This window comes from Paraburkholderia sp. MM5384-R2 (assembly GCF_014201025.1).
Lineage (GTDB): Bacteria > Pseudomonadota > Gammaproteobacteria > Burkholderiales > Burkholderiaceae > Paraburkholderia > Paraburkholderia tuberum.
Window position 1 is genome coordinate 207,834 of the sequence record NZ_JACHDI010000005.1, and the last position, 25,651, is coordinate 233,484.

Annotated in this window: 18 protein-coding genes and 3 pseudogenes; 6 read left to right on the forward strand and 15 right to left on the reverse strand. The window is 65.3% G+C overall.

Annotated elements, in window-relative coordinates; all coding sequences use genetic code 11:
• The first annotated feature begins 40 nt into the window (after positions 1 to 40).
• Together HDG37_RS11425 and HDG37_RS11430 are read left to right on the forward strand one after the other, a co-directional pair.
• Positions 41 to 1,456 carry a UbiA family prenyltransferase gene (locus HDG37_RS11425; protein ID WP_184047112.1) on the forward strand — a complete coding sequence of 472 codons (1,416 nt, stop codon included), beginning with the start codon at positions 41 to 43 and terminating at the stop codon, positions 1,454 to 1,456.
• 389 nt (positions 1,457 to 1,845) lie between these two features.
• Positions 1,846 to 3,819 (forward strand): AI-2E family transporter, encoded by a 1,974-nt coding sequence (locus HDG37_RS11430; RefSeq protein WP_184047115.1) that lies wholly within the window; start codon positions 1,846 to 1,848, stop codon positions 3,817 to 3,819.
• Between the two features lie 64 nt (positions 3,820 to 3,883).
• On the opposite strand, the pseudogene HDG37_RS39195 reads toward HDG37_RS11430, so the two are convergent.
• From HDG37_RS39195 to HDG37_RS11440, 3 genes and pseudogenes are all read right to left on the reverse strand, one after another.
• Positions 3,884 to 4,051 (reverse strand): annotated as a pseudogene (locus HDG37_RS39195) (LysR family transcriptional regulator); the annotation flags it as partial.
• A pseudogene (locus HDG37_RS11435) lies at positions 4,051 to 4,179 on the reverse strand (SDR family NAD(P)-dependent oxidoreductase); the annotation flags it as partial. The pseudogenes HDG37_RS11435 and HDG37_RS39195, both read right to left, overlap by 1 nt.
• A gap of 111 nt (positions 4,180 to 4,290) precedes the next feature.
• Positions 4,291 to 5,043, reverse strand: coding sequence for an SDR family oxidoreductase (locus tag HDG37_RS11440; protein WP_184047118.1), 753 nt, complete (start codon positions 5,041 to 5,043; stop codon positions 4,291 to 4,293).
• Between the two features lie 190 nt (positions 5,044 to 5,233).
• On the opposite strand from HDG37_RS11440, the gene HDG37_RS11445 reads away from it, so the two are divergent.
• The 3 genes from HDG37_RS11445 (at position 5,234) to HDG37_RS11455 (ending at position 8,841) form a co-directional block, all read left to right on the forward strand.
• Complete coding sequence (locus tag HDG37_RS11445) at positions 5,234 to 6,760, forward strand: PLP-dependent aminotransferase family protein (RefSeq protein WP_184047414.1); 1,527 nt, start codon at positions 5,234 to 5,236, stop codon at positions 6,758 to 6,760.
• Positions 6,761 to 6,888: 128 nt separating this feature from the next.
• Entirely contained in the window at positions 6,889 to 8,625 is a 1,737-nt protein-coding gene (locus tag HDG37_RS11450; RefSeq protein WP_184047121.1) for an FAD-dependent oxidoreductase, read from the forward strand.
• Between the two features lie 21 nt (positions 8,626 to 8,646).
• Positions 8,647 to 8,841, forward strand: a complete 195-nt coding sequence (locus HDG37_RS11455; protein WP_090809820.1) for a hypothetical protein — start codon at positions 8,647 to 8,649, stop codon at positions 8,839 to 8,841.
• Positions 8,842 to 8,949: 108 nt separating this feature from the next.
• Here the strand turns inward: HDG37_RS11455 and HDG37_RS11460 are convergent, their stop codons facing one another.
• The 3 genes from HDG37_RS11460 to HDG37_RS11470 all read right to left on the reverse strand — a co-directional run bounded on the left by HDG37_RS11460 (position 8,950) and on the right by HDG37_RS11470 (position 12,098).
• Complete coding sequence (locus tag HDG37_RS11460) at positions 8,950 to 9,933, reverse strand: 2-dehydropantoate 2-reductase (protein WP_184047124.1); 984 nt, start codon at positions 9,931 to 9,933, stop codon at positions 8,950 to 8,952.
• Between the two features lie 71 nt (positions 9,934 to 10,004).
• Positions 10,005 to 10,799, reverse strand: coding sequence for a class II aldolase/adducin family protein (locus HDG37_RS11465; RefSeq protein ID WP_184047128.1), 795 nt, complete (start codon positions 10,797 to 10,799; stop codon positions 10,005 to 10,007).
• Positions 10,800 to 10,898: 99 nt separating this feature from the next.
• On the reverse strand, positions 10,899 to 12,098 hold the full coding sequence (locus HDG37_RS11470) for an amino acid aminotransferase (protein WP_184047130.1): 1,200 nt from the start codon (positions 12,096 to 12,098) through the stop codon (positions 10,899 to 10,901).
• Between the two features lie 192 nt (positions 12,099 to 12,290).
• On the opposite strand from HDG37_RS11470, the gene HDG37_RS11475 reads away from it, so the two are divergent.
• Positions 12,291 to 13,232, forward strand: coding sequence for a LysR family transcriptional regulator (locus HDG37_RS11475; protein ID WP_184047133.1), 942 nt, complete (start codon positions 12,291 to 12,293; stop codon positions 13,230 to 13,232).
• A 46-nt stretch (positions 13,233 to 13,278) separates the two neighbouring features.
• On the opposite strand, the gene HDG37_RS11480 is transcribed toward HDG37_RS11475, so the two are convergent.
• The 9 genes and pseudogenes from HDG37_RS11480 to HDG37_RS11520 all read right to left on the reverse strand — a co-directional run bounded on the left by HDG37_RS11480 (position 13,279) and on the right by HDG37_RS11520 (position 25,640).
• Positions 13,279 to 14,103: a helix-turn-helix transcriptional regulator gene (locus HDG37_RS11480; RefSeq protein WP_184047136.1), complete on the reverse strand. Its 825-nt coding sequence runs from the start codon at positions 14,101 to 14,103 to the stop codon at positions 13,279 to 13,281.
• Between the two features lie 100 nt (positions 14,104 to 14,203).
• A pseudogene (locus HDG37_RS11485) lies at positions 14,204 to 15,331 on the reverse strand (response regulator).
• 9 nt (positions 15,332 to 15,340) lie between these two features.
• Entirely contained in the window at positions 15,341 to 15,985 is a 645-nt protein-coding gene (locus HDG37_RS11490; RefSeq protein ID WP_184047139.1) for a chemotaxis protein CheB, read from the reverse strand.
• Positions 15,986 to 15,995: 10 nt separating this feature from the next.
• A complete protein-coding gene (locus HDG37_RS11495) occupies positions 15,996 to 16,841 on the reverse strand; it encodes a protein-glutamate O-methyltransferase CheR (RefSeq protein ID WP_184047142.1) in 846 nt (281 codons plus the stop codon).
• A 34-nt stretch (positions 16,842 to 16,875) separates the two neighbouring features.
• On the reverse strand, positions 16,876 to 20,460 hold the full coding sequence (locus HDG37_RS11500) for a response regulator (protein ID WP_184047417.1): 3,585 nt from the start codon (positions 20,458 to 20,460) through the stop codon (positions 16,876 to 16,878).
• Positions 20,461 to 20,721: 261 nt separating this feature from the next.
• Complete coding sequence (gene katE, locus HDG37_RS11505; RefSeq protein WP_184047145.1) at positions 20,722 to 22,842, reverse strand: catalase HPII; 2,121 nt, start codon at positions 22,840 to 22,842, stop codon at positions 20,722 to 20,724.
• 119 nt (positions 22,843 to 22,961) lie between these two features.
• A complete protein-coding gene (locus HDG37_RS11510) occupies positions 22,962 to 23,861 on the reverse strand; it encodes a MipA/OmpV family protein (RefSeq protein ID WP_184047148.1) in 900 nt (299 codons plus the stop codon).
• 357 nt (positions 23,862 to 24,218) lie between these two features.
• On the reverse strand, positions 24,219 to 24,977 hold the full coding sequence (msrA, locus tag HDG37_RS11515) for a peptide-methionine (S)-S-oxide reductase MsrA (protein ID WP_184047151.1): 759 nt from the start codon (positions 24,975 to 24,977) through the stop codon (positions 24,219 to 24,221).
• A gap of 147 nt (positions 24,978 to 25,124) precedes the next feature.
• Complete coding sequence (locus HDG37_RS11520) at positions 25,125 to 25,640, reverse strand: Lrp/AsnC family transcriptional regulator (RefSeq protein ID WP_026226668.1); 516 nt, start codon at positions 25,638 to 25,640, stop codon at positions 25,125 to 25,127.
• Positions 25,641 to 25,651 lie beyond the last annotated feature (11 nt).

Sequence of the window (25,651 nt, forward strand, 5' to 3'; positions counted from 1 at the left end):
GGCGCAGTGCGTTATGAAGGATGATCGATCGAGGTTCCACATGGCTGCTATACCTCTGTGTGTTGACCTGGACGGCACACTGACGTACAGCGACCTTCTCATCGAGTCGTTCCTGGCGCTTGTAAAAAAGAACCCCCTCTATCTGTTTCATTGCATTGGATGGCTTCTGCGCGGAAAGGGTTACCTGAAAGCACAAATCGCTGCACGCGTGGCTATCGATGTATCTTTACTTCCCTATAACACGCGCCTGATTGATTTCCTGAAGCGTGAGCGATCGAGCGGTCGCGGCCTTTACCTGTGCACGGCAGGCGATCAACGCTTTGCAGAACAGATCGCTTCGCATTTCGGCTTCTTCAAAGGCGTGATGGCGAGCAACGAGCTGCGAAATCTATCAGGCGCTAGCAAAGCCGGCGCCTTGACGGCCGAGTTCGGCGTACAGGGTTTCGACTATTGCGGCGATTCCCGCGCTGACGTGCCCGTGTGGAAGCAGGCCCGCAAGGCAATCGTCGTTGGAGGAAAAAGCATCCAGGCTGCGGCCTCCAAAGGCAATCACGCAACGGTCGTGTTTGATAGCAAAAGACCGCTCCTTTGGCTCGTCATCAAAGAGATGCGCGTCTATCAATGGGTGAAGAATCTCCTTATCTTCGTGCCGCTTCTCGCCTCGCACCGGTTTGCCAATGTCGAGGCACTGAGCGCCGACGCAATAGCCTTTGTTTCTTTCTCTTTCTGTGCGTCGTCCGTGTACCTGCTAAATGACATGCTCGACCTCGATGCAGACCGGCGTCATAGCCGAAAGCGCGAGCGCCCCTTCGCATCCGGTGAACTGCCGCTTGCCGCGGGCATCTTTCTGATGTTCGTTCTGATGCTGGCATGGGCAGCCCTTGCCGTCCTGCTGCCGGTAGCGTTTCAACTCGTGCTGGTCGGCTATGTGGCGATGACGCTCGCGTATTCATTCCGCCTCAAGCGGATCATGCTGGTAGACGTGTTCGTGCTGGCTGCACTGTACACCACCCGTATCGTGGCTGGAGGAGCTGCCGTTGATGTCGTACTCTCCGACTGGTTGATCATGTTTTCGGTCATGATTTTCCTCAGTCTCGCCATGGTGAAGCGTTATACAGAGCTCGACAAGATGCAGCGAGAGGGCAAGGGCTCCACAGCGGGCCGGGGCTATCTGACTGCTGACATGAACATTCTTCGCTCATTCGGATCGGCCTCGGGCTATGTTGCAGTGCTAGTCCTTGCGCTTTACATGAAATCCACCGACGTGACGGTGCTGTACAGCCATCCCCATCGGCTGTGGATACTGTTTTGCCTGCTCCTGTACTGGATCAGCCGCGTCTGGATGGTTGCATTTCGCGGTGAGATGCACGACGACCCGATCGCCTACGCAATAAAAAACCGCTCCAGCCTTCTGACCATTGTGCTGTGCGTAGTTGCAGTGCTCATTGCGATCTAGCCCGCGACGCATGATGCGTGACCGGCGCACGCGTTCATCGTGTCGCATGTCGGAATGTGTCGATAAGTTCGACAGCCGCTGACGCCATGTTGCCTTTGGTGACCCTGGCATGCGTCGCCCTTCGCTCACGGTCTCGCCGTTGGGTGTTGGCGTTCTCGAGTTCGAGCGGCAAACGGTAGCCAATCCTACTGTGCAGGCGGCGTACGTAGTACCAGCCCTCCTGGAACCAGACGATGCGCGGCCGGCGATCTGAATCGGCCTCTTACCGGTCGCCGCGACGTGGCAAAGCACCCCCACCCCACCAAACCACCTACAATTCGGGCATCTGTCTTGCTGACGACCAGTGCTCCGCTCGGTCCTCAACGCGTCTCAACCGGAATTCTGCTTACATGAAAATATCGCTACCGCCGCCGCAAGGGCGGCCCAACCGCGTTTACCCGCCGGGCACGCCGGGGCTGCATGGCCTCGTGTCGCTGATCACCGGCGTGGTGGTCGTGTGCGGGCTGTACTTCGGGCGGGAGGTACTGATTCCGATCACGTTATCGGTGCTGCTGAGCTTCCTGCTCGCGCCGCTCGTGCAGATGCTGCGGCGTCTGCACATGGGCCAGTTGCCGTCGATCTTCATCGCGGTGCTGTTCGCTCTCGCCTCGCTGCTCGCGGTCGGCGCGCTGATCGGCGCGCAGCTCGTGCAGCTCGCGGACGCGCTGCCGCAGTACCAGGAAGCGATCGAGCAGAAGATCGAAACCGTGCAGGAAAAGACCGTGGGCCGCGCCGACGCCCTGATGAGCAGCGCTGCCGGCGCGCTGCAGCGCGTGGCGCCATCGCGCCCCGCGCCGCCGCGCCCGACCGGCCGGGCCGCGCGCAACGCGCCGCAGGTGCCTCAACAGGTCGAGGTTCATCAGCCCGCGCCGACGCCGGTGCAACTCGCGCAGCGCGCGCTGACGCCGGCCATCGCGCCGATCGAGACGACCTTCATCGTGCTCGTCGTGACCATCTTCATCCTGTTGCAGCGCGAGGATTTGCGCGACCGTCTGATCAGCCTGTTCGGTTCGCGCGACCTGCACCGCACGACTACCGCGATCAACGACGCCGCCGGGCGCCTGTCACGCTATTTCGTCGCGCAGCTCGGCGTGAATCTGAGCGCGGGCGGCATCATCGCGATCGGGCTCGCGATCATCGGCGTACCGGGGGCGCTGCTGTTCGGCGTGATCGCCGCGCTGCTGCGCTTCGTGCCGTACATCGGCATCTGGATCGCGGCGATCCTCGCATTCTTTCTCGCGGCCGCGATCCAGCCGCAATGGACGATGGCGGTCCTCACGCTGATCCTGTTCATCGTCGTCGACGTGGTCGCCGGGCAGATCGCCGAGCCGCTGCTGTACGGTCATCGCTCGGGCCTGTCGCCCCTCGCGGTGGTGGTCGCGGCGATTTTCTGGAGCTGGCTGTGGGGGCCGATCGGCCTCGTTCTCTCGACGCCGCTCACGCTGTGCGTCGTCACGCTCGGGCGCTACGCGGACCGGCTGAACTTCCTGACCGTGCTGCTCGGCGATCAGCCCGCGCTGACGCCCGCGCAGAACTTCTATCAGCGCCTGCTCGCCGACGATCCGCACGAGGCGATCGTGCAGGCCGAACGGCTGCTGCGCGAGATGTCGCTGATCGACTACTACGACAAGGTCGCGCTCGAAGGCCTGCGGCTCGCGCGCAACGACGCGCAGCGCGGCGTGCTGATGCCCGACCAGTTGCAGCGGATCAACGACGCGCTCGTCGATATCGTCGAGAACCTCGATATCGCCGAAGGGCTGCGCGATTCGCTGTCGCCTGCCGAACCGGCGGACGCGGGTAACGCGCTGCTTGCCGGGACGCCGGATCTGGGGTCGCCGGGCGCGGGTGCCACGCAGCGATACCGCAGCGATCTGCTCACGCGCTCGCAACAGCCGGACGGAGCGGGCAAGGCCGCGGTGTTGTGCGTGCCCGGCCGCGGCGCGTTCGACGAAGTGACGACCGCGATCGCCGTGCAACTGCTGAACCGCCAGGGCTTCGCGCCGCTGATGGCGACGCACTCGGGCTATCGCAGCGCACGCGCCGACGAGCCGAGCTTCAAGGACACGTCGATCATCTGCATCGTGTCGCTCGACGCGCCCGAGTCGCCGCTGTACCTGCGCAACATGCTGCTGCGCACGCGCGAATGGCGGCCACGCGCGACGCTGGTGGTTGGCGTCGGCGACGCGCCGGACGGCAGCGTCGAACTCGATGCGGGCGGCGAGCTGCATGCGTCGCCGACGTTCCGCTCGATGATCGAGGCATGTCACGCGGCGACGGCTGGGCAGCCCATGCGGCAGCCGTCGCAGACGGCCAGCGCCGGCTGAGGCTGGGTAGGCTGACGCCGTGACCGCAGTGGTAAAAATCTGCGTCGTGATCGCCATTTGCCGGTCACTGCGCTCGAGTCTGATAACCGCTCTTCAATGCGTCCACTACAAGCTCGACTGCCCGGGACGATTTGCGGCGACCAGGGTAATAGACGTCATGTCCGACGAACGTGGGACACCAGTCTTCCAGCACCCAATTCAAGCGCCCGGCCCGGACATGCGCCTCAGCCAGGCGAGTTGCGTGACGTGATAGAAACCCGCCATGTTCACGTTCATCACCGCCGCGTAGTTTTCGGCGGTGTATTGAGTGAAAGGCTTTCCAATGCAAATGCCGGCGTCGTTGACCAGCGTGTCGATCCGGCTCATGCTTTGCCCAGGAAATTTTTCGCTCGGCTTCAACGCCAACCGAGTCGATAGCCAATATCAAGCAAAACGCAGACATGTTGATTCTGCTTTCGCATCGACCTGAAATCACCCCTTTTCAGTTTGCGCCAGCCACTGGTCCAGACTCACGCGGCCGATCCGCGCCTCGCCGAGCGGTACCAGCGACTGTTCCTCGACGCGGCCGCCGTAATAGCGCGCACCCTGATCCGTCACAACAGGGCGCGGGTCGCTGACGGACTTCAGATAACGTCTGATGATGGCGGCAAACGGTTCACGGTCCGGGCCCGCGATATCGACTGTGCCGTTCAGTGGCGTGGCGAGAGCGACCTGCGCGAGGATCGCTGCGACGTCGTCCGCGGCTATCGGCTGGAACAGTCCGTCCCCAACGCGCACCGTCCCGCCTTCTGCGCCGGAATCAGCAATCGCGCCGATGAATTCCATGAACTGGGTCGCGCGCACGATCGTATAGGGCACGCCCGCCGCTTCAATCGCCTCTTCCTGCGCGACCTTGGCAACGAAATACGCATTTTCCGGCGTGCGGTCGCAGCCGACGATGGAAAGCGCGACGTGATGGCGTACCCCTGCAGCCACTTCGGCTTTGCCGAGGTTGCGCGTCGAGGTGCGGAAAAAGTCGAGCACCGCCTGAGGCTCCCAGGAAGGGGCGTTCGCCACATCCACTACGACGTCCGCGCCCGCTAGCGCGTTGCTCAGACCTTCCCCCGTCACCGCGTTCACACCGGTACGCGGCGACGCAGCAAGTGCCTCATGACCCGCCTCGCCGAGCAGCGTGACGAGGCGCGAGCCGATCAGGCCGGAACCACCGATTACGACGATCTTCATGGCACATTCTCCAGATGAGAGTTAGTTGACACGGGCAGGCGGCTGGCGGCGGTTGCATCGCGGGAAAGAACTCGCCGCCGTCGCATCGTGTGAGGCTATTGTGAGAACATCATGAACTATCGAAAAGTGCCAAGAATTGTCGATCGGACTAGGACATCCTGATTCCGGTCTGCTTGCCGGCAAGACCGTGATGACCGTATCGCCTACCGCATTCACCGTCGATATCGATCGGCAGCTCCAGTTGCCGATCTACCTGCAGATCTGCGCGCGCTTCAGAACCGCGATCGCCGCAGGGCATCTGCGTCCAGGCGATCGCGTGCCCGCGCTGCGCAGCCTCGCTACGCAACTGAACACGGCGCGCGGCACGGTTGAACTGGCATATACGGTCCTCGTCGACGAAGGCTACCTCCAGATGCGCGGTGCGGCTGGCACGTTCGTGTCGCCCTCGCTGCCCGCTTCGGTGACGCGCTCGCGTACGCAAAGCACAAAGAGTTCGAACGGCACGCAGAGCGTTAAAGCGGCTACCGCAGCTCAGACGCCAGGCGAATCGCACGGCGCTCGACCGGCGCCGCGCCAGCTTGCCGTTGCCGCCGCCATGAGCGGCGAGCCCCGGCCGTTGCAACCCGGGCTGCCCGCGCTTGACGCGTTTCCGCTCCAGGTTTGGAATCGTCTCGTTTCGCATCGCGCGCGCAGCGGCGAGCGCGCGATGCTCGCGTACCCGGATCCTGCCGGCTACCGGCCGCTTCGCGAACACATCGCCACGTATCTTGGGCTGTCGCGCGGGGTGGCCTGCCTGCCGGACCAGGTGTTCGTGACGGGCGGCTACCGTGCGACGCTCGAGCTCGTGTTGCGCAGTCTCGCCCGCCCGAACGACAGCGTGTGGTACGAAGATCCGGGCTATCTGCTCGCGCGCGGTTTTCTCGCCGAAACCGGCGTGCAGCTCGTCGCAGTGCCGGTGGACGAAGATGGGATCGACGTCGAACTCGGCATACGGCTGGATGCGCAGGCGCGCTTCGCGCTGGTCACGCCGTCGCACCAGAGCCCGCTCGGGCACACGTTATCGCTCCCCCGACGCATGGCGTTGCTGGGCTGGGCAGAGCAAGCGTCCAGCTGGATCGTCGAAGACGATTACGACAGCGAGTTCCGCTATCTGGGCCGGCCATTGCCGGCATTGAAGAGCCTCGATCGTCACGATCACGTGATCTACTGCGGCACATTCAGCAAGGTGATGTTTCCCGGCTTACGGCTCGCGTATGCGGTGGTGCCGGAGCGGGCCGTCGAGCGCGTCGGGCGGGTGGCGCGCAGCATGAACGCCGGATCGCCAACCCTGTTGCAGGCCGCTTTGGCCGACTTCATCGAGCGCGGGCATTTTGCGCGACATCTGAAGCGCATGCGTGCGTTATACGCCGAGCGGCGCGTGCTGATCGTGCGCGCGTTGGAGCAGGCGTTCGGCGAACGGCTGAGCGTCGAACTGCCGCCAGGGGGAATCCAGTTCGCGGCACGGTTCGTCGAGGGCCCTGATGGCCCGGTCGACGACGTCGCGGTTGCGGCGCGCGCCCGCGAAGCGGGGCTTGCCGTTCTGCCGCTCTCGGTCTGGTACGCGAATGGTCGCGCGCGTAGCACGCCGCGTGGCGTTGTGATGGGCTTCGCAAACATCGCCAATGCCGGTGAAGCGGGCCACCTCGCGCGGAGCTTGCGCGCCTGTCTGGACGGCTAACGAGCGGCGAAGGTCCAGGTCTCTACCACTCCTCACGCTCGCGCGCGGCGCCGTACCCAAAATGAGGACAGCCGCGCGCGAACGCTGACGCATACTGCACCGATAACGCAAGCAAACTGGAGACACGCATGACCCGCCCGTTCAAGCCCTATCCGTTCGCCCCGCGCCGCTATCCGGCCGTGGTGCCGCCGCTCATCGACGGACGCGATCCACAAGCGCGCGCCGTCGCGATCGTCGGCGGCGGTCCGGTCGGCATGACGCTCGCGCTCGCGCTCGCGCGCCAGGGCGTGCGCTCGGTGCTGATCGAGGCCGACGACAGCGTGTGCACCGGCAGCCGCGCGATCTGCATCTCGCGCCGCAGCCTCGAAATCTTCAAGCGGCTCGGCGTCGTCGACGGTTTTCTGCAAAAGGGGCTGGCGTGGACCGGCGGGCGCAGTTTCTATCGCGACACCGAGGTGTTCCGCTTCGCGATGCATCAGGACGACGAGCAGTCGCTGCCGCCGATGATCAATATCGCGCAGTATCAGATCGAGCAGTTGCTGCTCGACGAGATCGAACGGCACGCCGATCTGATCGACGTGCGCTGGCAAACGCGTGTGACGGGCGTCGAGCAACGGCCGCAGGGCGGCACGACCTTGACCTTGCGCAGCGCCGATCCTGCCGATCCGCAAGGCAAAAGCTGGCAGATGGACGCTGCGTGGGTCGTTGCTTGCGACGGCGGACGCAGCACGATCCGCGAGCTGCTCGGGCTGAAGCTCACAGGCACGACCTACGAAGGCCGCTACGTGATCGTCGATATCGAACTCGACAGCACGCGCGCGACCGAACGGCTCGCGTACTTCGATCCGCCGTCGAATCCGGGCTCGACGGTGCTCGTGCACAAGCAGCCTGACAACGTGTGGCGCATCGACTATCAGTTACGCGACGACGAAGACCCCGACGCCGCCGTGCGGCCCGGGAACGTGATACCGCGCGTGCAAAACTTGCTCGACTCGATGGGCGAAACCGGCGCTTGGTCGCCGATCTGGATCACGATCTATAAGGCCAATGCGCTGACGCTCGAACGCTATCGGCATGGCAGCGTGCTATTCGCGGGCGACGCCGCGCATCTGGTGCCGATCTTCGGCGTGCGCGGCGCAAACTCCGGCATCGACGACGCCGACAATCTCGGCTGGAAGCTCGGCTGCGTGATCAATGGCAGCGCGTCGCCAGCGCTGCTCGATAGCTATAGCGACGAACGTGTGTACGCGGCGCGCGAGAACCTGAGCTACGGCATGAAAAGTACCGAGTTCATGGCGCCGCCGACCTTCGCGTTCGACTTGCTGCGCACGGCCATGCTCGGGCTTGCCGAGCGGCATGCGGCGGTGCGGCCGCTGATCAATCCGCGCCAGACGCATGCAATCGCGTATCGGCAATCGCCGCTGAACTTCGCAGGCGACGGAGCCGATGCGTTCGATCGCGGCCCCGCGCCGGGTACCGTGCTGCCCGAGGGCAGGCTGCTCAAACAATCGCAAGATGGTGCACGGCTCGGCATTCATCTAACCGATCTGCTCGGACCGTGCTTCACGGCGCTGCGCTTCGACGCAGACCTCGCGAACGATGGTGACGGGTGGCAGCAACTGCAAAGCACGCTAGCCAGCCGGGGCATTCCGTTCAACGTGATCGATATCGTCACGGCCGAAGCGCAATCGGCAAACAGCCCGCGAGCGATCGACCCAACCGGCCGCCTGCACGACATGCTCGACGCACGGCCCGGCACCGTCTATCTGATCCGCCCCGACGGCCACGTACTCGCGCGCTGGCGCAACGGCAGCGCGGCGGCCGTTCTGCGCGCGCTCGATGCCACGCTGACACAGCAGAACTAACGCGCAAGGACCTTCGACATCATGACCGATTCCGATCTCGACCTCGTCTATACGACGCTGTGCAACACGCTGACCCACGAAGGCGAGGCGCAGGCGTCGCTGTATCTCGCGCGCCTCGCGCTCTTGTGCCTGACCGAACTCGATGACTCGCGGCGCGCGTTGTCGTTGATCGAAGCGGCGAAGCTGCCGGCTGCCGCCACGGCCTGGCGCGGGTAAAAGAAACCGCCTCCCTGGAGGCGGTTCGCTAGAAGCGGTAATGGCAATGCCGCAGCAGTGCGAAGGAATTACAGCCATCACAACAAAACGGGCGCTGGCAGACCGACCTCACTGCCTCGGATACAAGCCCAACGTACTCGCATGCAGCCGCGCGAGTCCGAGCAACGCATCCGTATAGGGCGTCGGCACGCGCGTCAGTTGCCCGAGTTCGCGCACCGCGCCGACCAGCGCATCGAGTTCGACCGCCTTGCCGGCCTGCACGTCCTGCAACATCGACGTCTTCATCGCGCCGAGTTTCAGCGTGACCGCGTGACGGTCATCGGGCGCCTGGTCGATCGGGATGCCGAAGCGCGCGCCGATTTCCTTCGCCTCCAGCATGATGTGCGTGACGAAAGCGCGCACGAGTTCGTCGCCGAGGATCCGGTCGGTCGTTGCGCCGGTGATCGCGCTGACCGGGTTCATCGTCATGTTGCCCCACAGCTTGAACCACACGTCGCGCTGGATCTGCGCCGAAGCCGTTGCATGGAAGCCCGCCGCCTGCAACAGCGCGGCGAGCAGCTCGACACGCTCGCTCGGCTTGCCCGACGCCTCGCCGACGATCAGTCCGTTGCCCTGGTGATGCCGGATCACGCCGGGCGCGTCGATCAGGCAACTGGCATGCACGACGCAGCCGACCGTCTGCGCGGCCGGGATCGCGGCGCTGATCGCGCCGTCGGGATCGACCGTCTTCAGGCGCTGGCCGGCGAGTTCGCCGCCCAGGCCGTCGCAGAACCACCACGGCACGCCGTTCATCGCCGTCAGCACGATCGTCTCGGGGTCGAGCAGCGGTTTGATATGCGCGGCCACGGTCGCCATCGCCGGGCCCTTCACCGCGATAACGACGAGTTCCTGCACGCCGAGATCGGCCGGCTTGTCGCTCGCCTTCACCTGCTCGGCGTAGATCACGCCGCCTTCGATCAGCCGCAGACCATGCTGGCGCACCGCGTCGAGCGTCGCGCCGCGCGCGACCACGCTGACCCGATGGCCCGCCTGCGCGAGCTTCACTCCCATCCAGCCGCCGATCGAGCCGGCGCCGTAGATCGCTACTTTCATCGCCTGAATCCTTGCCTGTTGCTGTGATTATTGCAGCGTTGATTGCCGCGCTCTTTTACGCGTGGCTTCAATCATTGCCGGAAACTCGCATCGATCCGGTCGACCCGCCGCACCAGCGCATCGAACACGTCCTGTCCGGCGCCGTGGCGCGGATCGAACTGCAGCGCGTCGCGCGAGCAGCGAATCGCGACCTCCTCCGGCACCGGCCGAGCGCGGCCCATCGAGAACGTCGCCACCTGGACTTCGCACGCGCGATTCAGCGTCCACAGAATCGCGAAGGTCTGCGGCAACGTCCGGCCCCACGATAGCAGACCGTGGTTGCGCAGGATCACCGCCTGCCTGTCGCCGATATGCGCGAGCAGCCGCGGCCCCTCTTCCGCATGAATCGTGATGCCTTCAAAGTCGTGATACGCGATCCGGTCGTGCAACTGCGCGCTATAGAAGTTGGTCTGCTGCAGGCCCTCTTCGAGGCAGGCGACCGCGACGCCCGCCGTCGTATGCGTATGCATCACACAGTGCGCGTCGGGCAAGCCCTCGTGAAGCGCCGCATGTACCACGAAGCCAGCCGGATTCACCGGATACGGCGAGCCGTCGAGCACGCGCCCCTGCGCGTCGATCTTCACCAGATTGCTCGCGGTCACTTCGCTGTAGTGCAGCCCGAACGGATTGATCAGGAACTGGCGCTCCGGGCCGCTGACGCTTTCGGGCACGCGCAGCGTGATGTGGTTGTAGATCATCTCGGTCCAACCGAGCAGATCGAAAATCCGGTAGCAGGCGGCGAGTTGCACGCGCGCCTGCCATTCGTCCGGATGCATCGCGGCCGATCCGGGCGGGCTCGCCGGTTGCGCTTCGAGGGTCGTGGCCATCGTCGGTGTCTCCATGATTGTGGTTGTGACGGCGCGCCCGTGCGCGCCGCCCATCATATTCACGCGTGCCGCAACAGCGGCCCCGAGCGCCGGACCGCTTCAGGCGCCCGACACCACCGCCGCGATCGACGACGCGACATAGTCCGCGTTGCGCGCGTTCAGCCCGGCGACGCACATGCGGCCCGAGCGCAGCACGTACACCGCGTATTCGTTGCGCAGACGCTCGACCTGGCTTTCGGACAGGCCCGTATACGTGAACATGCCGCGCTGCGCGACATAGCGCGCGCGCATCACTTCATCGACGCGTCCGTCGAGCCCCGCGTGGATCACCTTGCGCATCGCCAGAATGCGCTCGCGCATCGCGCCGAGCTCGGCTTCCCACGACGCGCGCAGCGTCGCATCGGCGAGCACGTTGGCGACGAGGCGCGCGCCGTGCGTCGGCGGATTGCTGTAGTTCGCGCGCACCGCCGACATCAGCTGGCCCGCCACGCGCGCCGCTTCGTCGGCGCTCTTGCAGACCACGCTCAACGCGCCGACGCGCTCGCCGTAAAGCGAGAAATTCTTCGAGAACGAGTTCGCGACGATCAGCGGCACGTTCGCGTCGGCGAGCAGGCGCACCGGCGCGGCGTCTTCTTCGAGGCCCGCGCCGAAACCCTGGTAGGCCATGTCGACGAACGCGATCAGCTTGCGGCGCTGCAAAACCGGCACCAGTTCCGCCCATTGCGACGGGCTCAGATCGACACCCGTCGGGTTATGGCAGCACGCGTGCAGCAGCACGATGCTCTTTTCCGGCAGCGCGTCGATCGCGGCGAGCATTTCGGCAAAGCGCAGGCCGCCCGTTTGCGCGTCGTAGTACGGATAGGTGTTGACCGTGAGGCCCGCGCCTTCGAACACCACGCGATGGTTTTCCCAGCTCGGATCGCTGATCCACATTTGCGAGCCGGGGAAATAGCGCTTCAGGAAATCGGCGCCGACCTTCAGCGCGCCCGAGCCGCCGAGCGTTTGCAGCGTCGCGATCCGGCCTTCGGCGCGCGCCGCGCTGTTGGCCCCGAACACGAGCGCCTGCGCGGTGTCGCGATAGAGCGGCAGACCCGCCATCGGCAGATACGAGCGCGGGCCGATCGCGTCGAGCAGCGCGGTTTCGGCGCGGCGCACCGCGTCGATCACCGGCAGCTTGCCGGCGTCGTCGAAATAGATGCCGATGCTGAGGTTGACCTTGTTCGGCCGGGGGTCCAGCTGAAAGTCTTCGTTCAGGCTCAGAATCGGGTCGCCTGGATAGGCGGGAATATGGTCGAACATGACGGATCCTTGAAGACGGCCTCTGCAGGCCTGTTGTAGCGGTCGTCCGCGCGCCGCGGGACGACAGGGCAAACCTTGAGTCTAAGCGGGTTTGCCGGGCCAAGTCGACCCGCACGAGTGTCGGTCGTCGGCGTGCCGCGCACAATCAATCGATTTTTCATGATTCTTAAGTTTTTCTTTAGAATCGATCGTATGCCTCTTACCCGCGTCACGATCCGTCAATTCGAAGCGTTCCTCGCCATCGTCGATCTGCACAGCATCGGCGCGGCGGCGCAGCGGCTCGGGCTGACCTCGTCGGCGGTCAGCCAGCTGCTTGCCGAACTCGAAACGGAGCTCGGCTTCCGGCTGTTCGATCGCACCACGCGGCGCGTCGCGCTGTCCAGCGCGGGGCAGGACTTTCTGGCGTCGGCCGAATCGGTGCTGCGCCACGTGCGCGCAGCCGCCCAATCCGCCGACGATATCCGCAACCGCGCGGCCGGCATCGTGCGGGTCGGCGCGCCGCTCGTCATCGCGTCGACGGCGCTGCCCGCGGCGATCGCCGAATACACGCGCGACAAGCCGAAGGTGGTCGTGCGCGTCTGCGATACCGTGGTCGAGCAACTGGTGGAGCGCGTCGAGAGCGGCGACATCGATCTCGCGATCGGCCCGGACCGGCAAAGCGGGCCGCGCGTGCGCTCCGAGCCCGCGTTCGCGAGTCCGTGGGTCATGTGGTGCTCGGCCGCGCATCCGCTCGCCGCGCGCCGCCGCGTGCAGTGGCAGCATCTGCGCGACGTGCCGATCGTCGCGACCGGCCGCGACCACGAGCGCGCGGTCGACCAGATGCTCGCCAATCTGCCGGTCGAGGCGCGCATCATTCCCGTCAATGTCGTCGACAACGTGACCACCGCGTTCGGCCTCGCCGCGCGAGGGCTGGCGGTCACGCTTGCGCCAGCCTATGTCGCACCGCTCGCGCGGACCTTCGGGCTCGTGATGAGGCGCATCGTCGATCCTGAAACGATTCGCGAGGTGTGCGTGTATCGGTCGACCGAGCGTGCGCTGTCGCCATCGGCCGACGGCTTCGCGGATTTCGTGATGCCGTGGTTGAAACGCTGGGATCGGGAGACGCAGGACGAGGCGCGGGGTAAGCGGAGTTGAAGCGGACTCGAAGCGCGATGCGGCGCGAGTTTCGACAGATGTGCAGCTAGGGCTGCATACACAGCGCGAACAGTTGCCGCTGATTTGAAATCCCGAGCCGCGCGTACGCGCGCTTCTGGTACGTGACGACGCTCGCTGACTTGACGCCCATCTGCCCGGCGATCTCGGCCGCGCTCGCGCCATCGAGCGTGCCACGCAACACGTCGAGCTCGCGCGGCGTCAGCGTCGGACATGCGCGCCGCACGCGCGCGAGCATCGCCGCACCGGTGCCCTGCTGATGTTGCCCGTTCAGCGCGTATTGGCCCTTCGCCGCATGCGCGAACAGCGGCGCGACGCTTTCGATCCGCTCCAGTTCGCCCGGCGCGAACACGCCGTACGCGCGGTCGCGATACAGGTTGATCGACAGCCACACGCTATCCGCCGGCTGCACGAGCAACGACAGCCGGTCCGATACGTTCGGCTGCGCGTAGCAGGCCGCGCGATACGCTTCGTTTTCGATTTCGTCGCCGCGCTGCTGATGCAGCACCAGCGCATCGCGCGAAACGGTGCGCCGGCTGTGGTTCGATTGCCCGATGATCGCGCGATTGCCGTCGAGCGCATAGAAATGCACGGCGTAGCGTTCGGCGACGTCGCGCAGAAAATGCCCGCCGCGATGGTCGGCCGCCGACACCGTACGGGGCCGCGCGTCGAACTCATACGCGAAGATCGTGCACTGCGAGACGGGCAGCGACAACGATTCGCCAACTGTCAGCAGAATGCTCGCGGCGAGCGCGTCGGCATCCGGGTGGGAGATCGCCATGACGAGGTCGGTGGCGCGCGCGGTGCTGATCTGACCGCTGCGCTGCGGTGATGCGAGGCGCCAGGAACGCATGATGGGGATTCGTGCTTGCGCTGCGTGAATTGGGTTGCGGCAAGCGTAGCACAGCGGGCACGCGGTGGCCCACCGGCGTGATCGCCGGCCTGGCGATGCTTTATCGCCGGGTAAACGACCCCCGCTGCAACGGCACCGTCCTCGGCAATTCGATCGTAAAGGTCGTGCCGGACTCGTCCGTGGATACGACGCTGACGTCGCCGCCATGCATGCGCGCGATCTCCTGCACGATATGCAGACCGAGCCCGAGCCCTTCGCGAGAGCGCGCGCCGTTGCCGTTCGACACGAACGCCTTGAACAGATGCGGAAACACCTCCGCCGCAATCGTGCCGCGATTGGACACCTTCAGGCGCACGCAATCCTCGGCGTCGCCATCGACCTCCACGCCGATATCGCCCTCCGGCGCCCCATGATGCAGCGCGTTGCTGACGAGATTCGACACCGCCTGCCACACGAGATCGGTATCTCACGCGCCGGCCGTATTGCCGGTGCAGGTGAACACGATCTGCTTGCCGCTCTCCTGCGAGGCGAATTCGTCGATGACCGAGCGGCACAGCGTCGCGAGCTCGATCGAGCGCGGCTGCAACGGCAGACGTCCGCCTTGCAGGCGCGCGAGGTTCAGCAGCTGATCGACCATCCGCGCCATGCGCAGGGAGCTGTTCTTCACGCGCGCGGCCACGGTTGCGGCCTGCTCGTCGGCGGCCGTGCGCATCAGGTATTCCGCCGACGCCAGCACCGCGCCGAGCGGCGTGCGCAGATCATGGCTGAGCACCGCCATCAGCATCTCGTTCGCTTCGAGCATCTGGCGCGTCGTCACCAGTTGCGCGGCGAGCTCGCGCTTCTGCTGCTCCAACTGCACGAACACGTCGACCTTCGACTGCAGGATGCGCGGATCGAACGGCTTGTACAGGAAGTCGACCGCTCCCGCCTCATAGCCACGGAACGTGCGCGACGCGTCCTGCGCGGTCGCGCTCAGGAAGATGATCGGCACCTGCGACGTGCGCGGGCTGCCGCGCATCAGCGCGGCCAGCTCGAAGCCGTTCATGCCGGGCATATTGACGTCGAGAATCGCCAGCGCGACTTCGTGCTTGAGCAGCAGATCGAGCGCGGCGGTGCCGCAGTCGGCGACCAGCACCGCGACGTCGGGCCGCGCGAGCAACGCTTCGAGCGCGGTGATGTTGTGGACGATGTCGTCGACGATCAGGATGTTCACAGGTGAGTTCGTCATGGCACCGGATCAGAGGGAGGTCGGCAGCGCGGCAAGGCGCTTCGCCAGGGTTGCGGGATTGTAGATCGCGTCGGCCGCGCCGCGCTCGATCGCCGCGCGCGGCATCTCCGGTGCACCGGCGCTGCCGGGGTCCTGCACCCACGCGGTGCCGCCGAGCGCGCGCACGCGTTCGAGCCCGTGCGCGCCGTCGTCGTTGGGGCCGGACAGCAGGATCGCGAGCAGCCGCTCACCGTACACCGCGGCGGCCGATTCGAACAGCACGTCGATCGACGGCCGCGAGAAGCGCACCGCCGCGGCGGTCGACAGCGCGACCGTGCGGTCCACTTCGACGAGCATGTGATAACCGGGCGGCGCGACGTACACGCGGCCCGGCAGGATCAGCTCCCCCGCATCGGGTTCGAGCACCGGCAGCGCGCAGCGATGCGCGATCGCCGGCACCAGATAGCTCGGCGAATCGGGCGGCAGATGCGCGACGATCATCACGGCCGCCGCGAAGCGCGCGGGCAGCGCGGCGAGCAGCACCTTGAGCACCTCGACGCCGCCCGCCGACCCGCCGATCACGACCAGTTGATAGCCGCGCCGCGCGTGCGCCCGCGCGGCGGTGCCGGCGTCGGCGGCCTGGGTGGGCGGGGGTTCACTGGTCGAGCGTGGCATCGCGACCTCGCTAACGCTTCTGATAAATGCGTTCGGCCGCGCGAAACTCGTCGAACGCCGAATAGTGATGTGAAAACCGCAGGGTTTCCTTGCTGCCCAGGCCGAGAAAGCCGCGCCGCACCAGTGCGTTCTCGAACAGCCCCAACGCGCGATCCTGCAAGCCGCGATCGAAATAGATCAGCACGTTGCGGCATGACACCAGATGCGCTTCCAGGAACACTTCGTCGGTGGACAGGCTGTGATCGGCGAACACCACGCGCTCTTTGAGCGAGCCGGCAAAGCGCGCGCCGCCATATGCTGCATGATAGTAGTCCGACAGCGAACGCGTGCCGCCCGCCGCCAGATAGTTCTGCGTGAAGCCCTGGATGCGTTCGAGCGCATAGATGCCCGCCTGCGCGCGCGCGAGCGCGTCGGGGTTGATGTCGGTCGCGTAGAACAGCGTGCGCTCGGTGAGACCCTCCTCGTCGAACAGGATCTTCAGCGACCACAGCTCCTCGCCGGTGCTGCATCCGGCGACCCACACCTTGATCGACGGGTAGGTGCGCAAACGCGGCAGCACGTGCTCGCGCAGCGCGAGGAAATACGACGGATCGCGAAACATGTCGCTGACCTGCACGGTCAGGTAGCGGAACAGCCGCGAAAACTCGTAGCCGTCGCGCATGATGCGGTCCTGCAATTGCGACAGCGTCTCGACGTTGAATTCATCGAGCGCCTGCGCGAGGCGGCGGCGCAGCGACGACATCGCGTAGTGGCGAAAGTCGTGCTGATACTTCAGATAGATCGCCTCGAGCAGCAGCCGCAGCTCGATGTCGAAATCGCTGATGCGGTGCGGTACCTCAGATGCGGACGGTTTCATCGCCTTGCTCGCTTCCGTGCCAACCCTCGCGCCGTCAGCGCTGCCGCAGCCACACGTGGCACAGCGCGACGAGCTTGTCCACGTCGATCGGTTTCGACACGTAGTCGTCGGCACCCGCTTCGAGGCAGCGCGTGCGATCGTTCGCCATCGCCTTCGCGGTCAGCGCGATGATCGGCAGATGCGCGAAGCGCGGATTGCGGCGAATCTCGCCCATCGCGGTCAGGCCGTCCATCTCGGGCATCATGATGTCCATCAGCACCAGATGCACTTCCGGCCCGTTCTCCAGTTCGTCGAGCGCCTCGCGGCCGTTGCGCGCGATCAGCAGTTTCGCGCCGAGCGGCTCCAGCACGTGCGACAGCGCGAAGATGTTGCGCACGTCGTCTTCGGCGAGCAGGATCGTGCGGCCCTCGAACGCATTGTCGCGTTGCCGCACGGTGCGCAGCATGCGCTGCTGCTCCGGCGCGAGCGACGACTCGACGCTATGCAGAAACAGCGTGACTTCATCGAGCAGACGCTCCGGCGATTTCGCACCCTTGATGATGATCGACTTCGAGTAGCGGCGCAGCCGGTGCTCCTCTTCGTCGGACAGCATGCGGCCCGTGTATACGATCACCGGCAGCGATGCATGCGCGCCGTTCGCGGCGAGGCGTTCAAGCAGATCGTAGCCGGTGCCGTCCGGCAGCGCGAGATCGGTGACGACGCAGTCGAACGTCAGCGCCGACAGTTGTTCGAATGCCTCGGCGAGCGTCGCGACCGCGACGATTTCGGTGTTCTCGCTTTGCAGCAGCGCGCGGATACTTTCGCGCATCGGCGCGTCGTCCTCGATCACCAGCACGCGCTTCAGGCGCTGTTGCAGCCGCGCTTCGAGGCGGCGGATCGCGGCCTCCATCGTCGAGCGCGCGGTCGGCTTCAGCGTGTAGCCGATCGCGCCGAGATGCAGCGCCTTGTCGGCGTGATCGGTGGCCGACACGATATGGATCGGAATGTGGCGAGTCAGCGGATCGTTCTTCAGCCATTCGAGCACCGTGAGGCCCGAGCGGTCCGGCAGACCGACGTCGAGCAGCACCGCGGCCGGCCGCATGTCGCGCACCAGCGCGAGGCCGCTCGCTGCATCGCTCGCGTGAACGAAGTCGAAGTCGAGTTCGTGCACGAGATCGCGCAGAATCCCGGCGAACGGCGGATCGTCTTCGACCGCGACGATCAGACGGCCCGCGCGGGTGCGATTGTCGCGATCGTCGGCTATCGACGCGGCGGCGGGCTCGGCGGTGCCGGGCAGCAAGGCTTCGCGCGACGCGGTGGGCGGCGCCCGGCCTGCCAGACCATTCGCCGGCGGGATCACCGCGGCGGGCGCGGCGTCGAGCGGCGGGCGCAGCAACGGCGCTTGCGCCGTCGCTTGCGCGCCCATGCCCGCGTTCAGCGCGTTCAGCGTGGCGGCGCTCGTCATCGCGCTGTCCGCGCTCACGCGCGCCTCGCGCGCATCGAGCGGCAGCCACAGCGAAAACACGCTGCCCTTGCCGACTTCGCTCGCCACCGTGATGCGCCCGCCCAGCAACCGCGAGAACTCGCGCGAAATCGACAGCCCGAGGCCGCTGCCCCCATATTGACGGCTCGTCGAGCCATCGGCCTGCTGGAACGCCTCGAAGATCAGGTCGAGCTTGTCGGCCGGAATACCGATGCCCGAATCGCGCACGTCGAAGCGCAGCACGTTGTCCTCGACCCTGGCGACCTCGAGCGTGATCTCGCCGCGCTCGGTGAACTTCACCGCGTTCGACAGCAGGTTGCGCAGGATCTGTGTGAGCCGCTGGCCATCGGTGACGAACGTATCGGGCGTGCCCGGCAACTTGTCGAAGGCGAGACGCAAGTGCCTGGTCGCCGCGATCGGACGAACCATTTCTTCGAGCGATTGCAGCGTCGCCTCGATCGACACCGTTTCGGGCTCGACCGTCAATTGACCCGCCTCGACCTTCGACAGGTCGAGAATGTCGTTGATCAGCACGAGCAGATCGCTGTTCGACGCGTGGATCGTCTCCGCGTAGCGCACCTGCTCGTCGGTCAGATTGCCGCTGCGATTCTGCTGCAGCAGCTTCGCGAGAATCAGCGAGCTGTTCAGCGGCGTGCGCAATTCGTGCGACATGTTCGCGAGGAACTCGGACTTGTAGCGGCTCGACTGTTCGAGGCGCTCCGCATTGGCCGCCAGATCGTTCTGCACGCGCAGCAGATCCGATTTTTGCCGCTCCAGCCGCAGCGCGTATTCCTCGAGCCGCACGTTGGTCTGTTCGAGCTCGGCCTGCTGCGCTTCGAGGCGCCGTTGCGATTCCAACAGCGCGCGGCCGCGTTCCTCGAGCCCTTCGTTGGCGACCCGCAACTCCTCCTGCTGGACCTGCAACTCCTCGTTCAGTTGCTGCGTCTCGGCGAGCGCATCCTGCAGGCGTTCGCGATACAGCGCCGCCTCGAGAAAATTGCCCATGCTGTGGCGGATCAGCTCCATGAACTCTTCGTCGCGCGGCGTCACCTCGCGCAGGAAGCCCATTTCGACGACGCCGTTGACCTGGCCGTCGTTGTCGATCGGCAGAATCAGCAGATTGCGCGGCGCACCGCTGCCCGTCGCCGACACGACCCGCACGTAATCGGCCGGCACGTCGCGCAGCACCAGCGTGCGGCGCGAGCGCGCGGCCTGGCCGACCAGCGTTTCACCCTCCTCGAAACTCGGAGCGGCCGTCTGCTCGCTGTCACGGCTATAGCCGTACGCGGCGATGCGGCGCAGCGTGCCGCTCTGCCTGTCGCGCACGTACAGCGCGGCGACGAGCACATCGAGATATTGGGCGAGAAACTCGAGCATCGCGCGGCCGACGAGCGGCGCGCTCGTCTGGCCGACGACCTTGTCCGCGAGCAGCCGCTGGCCCGAGCGCAACCAGACCTGCTGCTCGAGCAGCGCGGTCTGTTCGCCCTGGCGGCGCAGCACGTCGTCGTAGGTCTCGGACAGGTCCAGCAGTTCGCGACGACCCCGCCATGCGAGCAGGCCGCTGACGACGAGGCTGAACAGCAGGAACACGCCGACCAGCGTCGCCGTCACGTTGCGCGTCGCTTCGACGCGCTGCTGGCGCAAGCGCAATTCGACGTCGAGAAAATCGCCGAATTCGCGGCGCGTTTCGTCGAATTCGAGCTTGCCGCGCCCCGCTGCGATCGCGCTCTCATAGTCCTGGTTGCGGCGGCGCGCGTCGATGATCTGTTCGGCGAAGCGGCTCCAACGCTCCTGCAAGACCTCGATCTGCTTGAGCCGCTCGATTTGCGGCGGGTTGTCGGCGACCTGCTTTTTCAACGTTTCGAGCTGTGCCTTGAATTTCGGGCCGCCGTTTTCATACCGCGCGAGGAAACTCTCGTTACCGGTGATCAGAAAGCCGCGCATCGACGATTCGCGATCCACCGCGAGCCGCAGCAATTCGTTGGCGTCGCCGATCACGCGCCCGGAGTGCTCGGCCCAGTTCATCGTCGATACGAGATACGCGATCAAGCCGACGAACAGCACCATCGTGACGAGGCCGACGCCCAAAGGCAGCGCGATATTGCGGCGAAGGATGCGGCGGAAACGGAGTTGATCGACGGCCTGCGATGCGGTCATTTTTTCTGTAAGTAGCATGGCGAATCGGCTCGATGCGGAATATCTTTCGGGTCTGCGCACGGTGTCGAGTGCCGCGATGCGACCGCTGTCATCATACAAGGACGACCCGCACGCGCGCGACGCGGAATGCAAAAACAACCTGGCCGGCTAACACCGGCCAGATTCCTGCATCGACGCGCATCGACGCGCCGCGTTTCAGCTACGCTCGGCACCGTTCAGCGGCTAACGCGGCAGCGCGTCAGCGCAACCGGCTCGGCCCGCTCAGGCCGGCACCGATTCCGCCTGCGCCGCGCGCGACCACACGCGATGCTGTCCGGCGGCCTTGATGAACGCCTTCAACACGTCGGCGGACTGCGAGTCCTCGCCGGTCGCCACGCCGTCCGGCTGCGCGGGCAACTGCGCGGCCGCGAGCAGGTCGCGCCCCGCGCCGAGCGCCGCGATCGCCTTCAGATGCCTGAACGCTTCGAGCACGAAGTGCCGCGCATCGCCCGATTGCGACAGTGCCTTCGCCCCCTTCTCGCCGCCGACGACGATCACCGCGTCGAACATCACCGATGGCAGCCCGGCGATCGTCGCGTCGGGCGCGAGGCCATCGATCTCGGCGAGCGTCGGCGCGATCAGCATTGGCGTCGCGCCTTCGCCCGTGAGCGCCTGCTGCAACTGTTTGATCGCCGCGCCATCGGAGCCGGGTGCGGCGAGCAGCGCGATCTTGCGGGTCTTGATGCCGGGCTTCACGCGATTGAGCAGACTCAACGCCGGCGACGTCTTCGGCCCGACGAGTTTCGCCGTGCCCTTTTTCGGCGCCGGCAAGCCGAGTCCTTCGGCGACCTTCGCTGCGAGATCGGCGTCGAAGTTCGCGAGAATCTCGTTGACCTGGCGCGCGCGAATCTCGGGCTTCGTCACCTTGCCGAGCTCGAACTGATAGGCCGCCGCGATATGGTCTTTTTCCGGCTGCGACATGCTGTTGTAGAACAACGCGGCCTGCGAGAAATGATCGGCGAACGAGTCGCTGCGCACGCGAATCTTCGTGCCCTCGACGCGTTCCTGATAGCTGTCGAAGCCGCCATCTTCAGCGGCCGGATCGGTTTCCTTCGGCCAGCCGTCGTTCAGCGAGTTCGGCTCGTACGACGCCTGGCCGACATGGATCGCCTGCCGATGCATCGCATCGCGCTGATTGTTGACGGATGGACAGACCGGCCGGTTGATCGGAATCTCGTGAAAATTCGGGCCGCCGAGGCGGCTGATCTGAGTGTCCGTGTACGAGAACAAACGCCCCTGCAGCAACGGATCGTTGGTGAAATCGATGCCCGGCACGATATGCCCCGGATGGAACGCGGCCTGTTCGGTCTCGGCGAAGAAGTTGTCCGGATTGCGATTGAGCGTCATCTTGCCGATGATTTTCACCGGCACCAGCTCTTCCGGAATCAGCTTGGTCGGATCGAGCAGGTCGAAATCGAACTTGTGCTCGTCGGCTTCCTCGACGATCTGCACCCCCAGTTCGTACTCCGGATAATCGCCGCGCTCGATCGCTTCCCATAGGTCGCGGCGGTGAAAGTCCGGGTCCTTGCCCGCGAGCTTCTGCGCTTCGTCCCACAGCAGCGAATACGAGCCGAGCACGGGACGCCAGTGGAACTTGACGAAACGAGCTTTGCCCTGCGCATTGACGAAGCGGAACGTGTGAACGCCGAAGCCTTCCATCGTCCGAAAGCTGCGCGGAATCGCGCGGTCCGACATCGTCCACAGCACCATGTGCGCCGATTCGGGCACGAGCGAGACGAAGTCCCAGAACGTGTCGTGCGCGGACCCGCCGGTCGGCATTTCGTTCGGTGCTTCCGGTTTCACCGCGTGCACGAAGTCAGGAAACTTGATCGCGTCCTGGATGAAGAACACCGGCATGTTGTTGCCGACCAGATCGAAATTGCCTTCCTGCGTGTAGAACTTCGTCGCGAAGCCGCGCACGTCGCGCACGGTGTCGGCAGAGCCGCGCGGACCTTGCACGGTGGAGAAACGCACATAGACCGGCGTTTCGGCGGCCGGGTCCTGCAAAAACGCGGCCTTGGTGTACTCGCGCATCGATTCGTAGACCTTGAAGACACCATGCGCGGCCGAGCCACGCGCGTGCACGATCCGTTCGGGAACGCGCTCGTGGTCGAAGTGCGTGATCTTTTCACGCATGATGAAATCTTCCAGCAGCGATGGACCGCGCGGTCCCGCACGCAACGTGTTCTGGTTGTCGGCGATCTTGACGCCCTGATTGGTCCTCAGGGCCTCGCCTTGCGGCTTCACGCGATTGCGTTCGAGATCGTTCGATTTCGCGTCGTTCGACTGCGCGGCCCCGTTTGCCTGGCCCGCGGCCTTCTGGGTATTCGCTTTACCTGCCATGGGGATCGACTCCTTGTGTTCGGGCGCGCGGCGACGGAGGCGTCGCGGCGCGCGATCACAGAGTCAGCAAGGGCTATACCCACCAAGTCACGGCGCATTGGCTGCGCGGCGGCGGTGCGTCAGAACCGGTAGTTGATCGACACGTCGGCGACGCCGGTCGCGCGGCTGCGCGTGATCGGACTGTTGCCCGCGCTGCCGACGAGCTGCTCGAACGCGCCGTCGGCGGTCGCGAACCAGTGCTTGCTGAACAGCCAGATCGCGCTGACGCCGAAACCCACCGACTTGAAGCCCGCGCTCGCGTGGTACTGCGGATACTGCGAGTGCGCGGCCTGCTCCTGATTGACGCCGAACCAGCTGTTCATGTAATTGGAGTCCGCGAGCACCACGTTCGGGCCGGCGAACCAGAAGAACTGCTTCGTGCTGCCGGGCATCGGCATATAGGCGCCGAGATCGCCGATCCAGCCGTTCGATCCGCCGAAATAGCGGCGGATATCGGCGCGCAGGACGAGCGGAAAATCCTTCGACACGACGTACTCGCCCGAAAGCTTCAGACCGGGCGCCGGGTTGATGTTGCCGAGCCCGTTGAGTTCCTGCGGATCGTCCTGGCCGCGTCGCCCGAGGTCGTAGACCGCGGCGAGACTCATGCGCCAGTTCTCGCCCTGCGCGAAATTCACGCCGAAGCCTTCGCCGCTCGACAGAAAGAACAGATCCTTGTAGCGCACGTCGATGCTCGGGCCCGTCACCAGGTGATAGCGGTCCGATCCTACGAAGCGCGGCTGGAACGATGTGGCCACGCCGAAGCGCAGTTGCCAGTCGGGAATGTTCGGCTGCCACATCTTCTGCAGCGCAATGCCCACCGAATATTGCCATTCGCCGAGCGGCGACGGCGTCTGCGCGAAGACCACACCCGGCATGCAGGCCATTGCACCCAAGGTCGCGGCGACGAGCGAGTTCGCCGCGATGCCGGTTTGTTTATGGCGAGGCATGGCGCCCCGCTTCTTTCTACGGCTGTTGACCACCGGAAGCCTCCAATTTCGCTCGTCGCGAAGAGGTTAGGTTTTCGCCCGGGGTCCAGCGCGGACCCAAAAACGCGGACGACCGCCGCGCTGTTACTTACGGCGTGTAATTTTTCCAATCGATGAAGCGGGCAGCGCGATGCGCACGAGGCGCGGCGAGCCCGCATGACCCACGCGCCAGCGTGGTGGCCACTGCGCATAGTCCTTGCGCGCCGCGGTGACGCGGACAATGGCCAACGGAGCATTGCTGCGCAAGATATGCGCCAACTCTGTGGAAGATTGATGACGAGCGCGACCCAAGGCGTAACCGAAGACGGTCCGGCGCTGCGGCGGCGCCGCCGGCGCCGCCGTTCGGAGGGGTTATTGCCCTGCTTCGACGAGCACCGGCTTGTCGCGATACAGGTTGGGGAACAGGCGTTTCAGGTTGGCGATTTTCGGCATGTCATTGAACACGATGTAGACCGAATCGGGATGCAAGGTCAGATAGTTCTGGTGATACGACTCGGCCGGATAGAAGCCCTTGTAGGGCTCCGTCTTCGTGACGATCGGCGCGGGAAACACGTGCGACTTGTCGAGCTGCGCAATGTAGCTTTGCGCGACGTGCCGTTGCGCGTCGTTCAGCGGAAAGATCGCGGAGCGATATTGCGTGCCGCTGTCGGGCCCCTGACGATTCAGCTCGGTCGGGTCCTGAACCACCGAGAAATACACCTGCAGCAACTGGCCGTAGGTGACCTTGCCAGGATCGAACGTGACCTGCACCGATTCGGCGTGCCCCGTCTCGCCGCCGCTGACGGTCTCGTACTGCGCGGTATCGCGTGAGCCGCCCGAGTAGCCGGACACCGCCCGCGTGACACCGCGCACATGCTGGAACACCCCCTGGACGCCCCAGAAGCAGCCACCCGCGAACACCGCGGTTTCCTCGTGCGCGGTGCTGGCCGGAATCGGTTCGTCGAGCGCGGGCGGCGCGATCACGACGGCGCTCTCCGCCGCGAACGCGACGCGCTGCGCGAGCGGCAACGCGAGCGCGGCCGCGCCTAGCAGCAACGACAACACGGCCGCGCGTGTGCGTTTCGAGGTGCCGCCGAACGATGTAAGGAATTGCGGTCTGTTGCGAGTCATGATGGTCGCTCCGGAAAAGTGCCGGCGCCCGCCCGCTTTGGCACGATGCTGCCACGGCCGCATGCGGGTGCGCCGAAGCTTGGTCGCGCGGGCGCGGCGTTTATGACAGCATGCGCGCTTTCGCGGCCGGCGGCGCGGCCGCGCGGCTCATAGCGGAAATTTCGTGGTCGACAGGATTTCCTTCAGCACCATGAATGAGCGGATCTGCCGTACGCCCGGCAGATACAGCAACTGCTCGGCGTGGAGTCGATTGAAGCTGTCGCTGTCGCGCGTGCGGATCACCATGAAATAGTCGAACTCGCCGGTTACCACGTGGCACTCCATGCAGCCGGCCACTTTCTGCGCGGCCTTCTCGAACTCGGCGAACGACTCGGGCGTCGAGCGATCCAGTACCACGCCGATGATCACGAGCATGCCCGCGCCGGCCGCCTTTGGATCGAGCAGCGCGACCACGCCGCGAATCAGCCCCGATTCCTTCAAGCGTTCGACGCGCCGCAAACACGCCGGCGCGCTCAGCTTCACTTTCGCGGCGAGCGCCACGTTCGAAATCGACGCGTCGGTTTGCAACTGCCGCAGGATCGCGCGATCGATGCGATCGAGCGGGTGGTGAATCGCGCCGATGCCCGAAGGTGGCGCTCCAGCACGAACTTTCGTTGCGCTCATGACCATGTGTA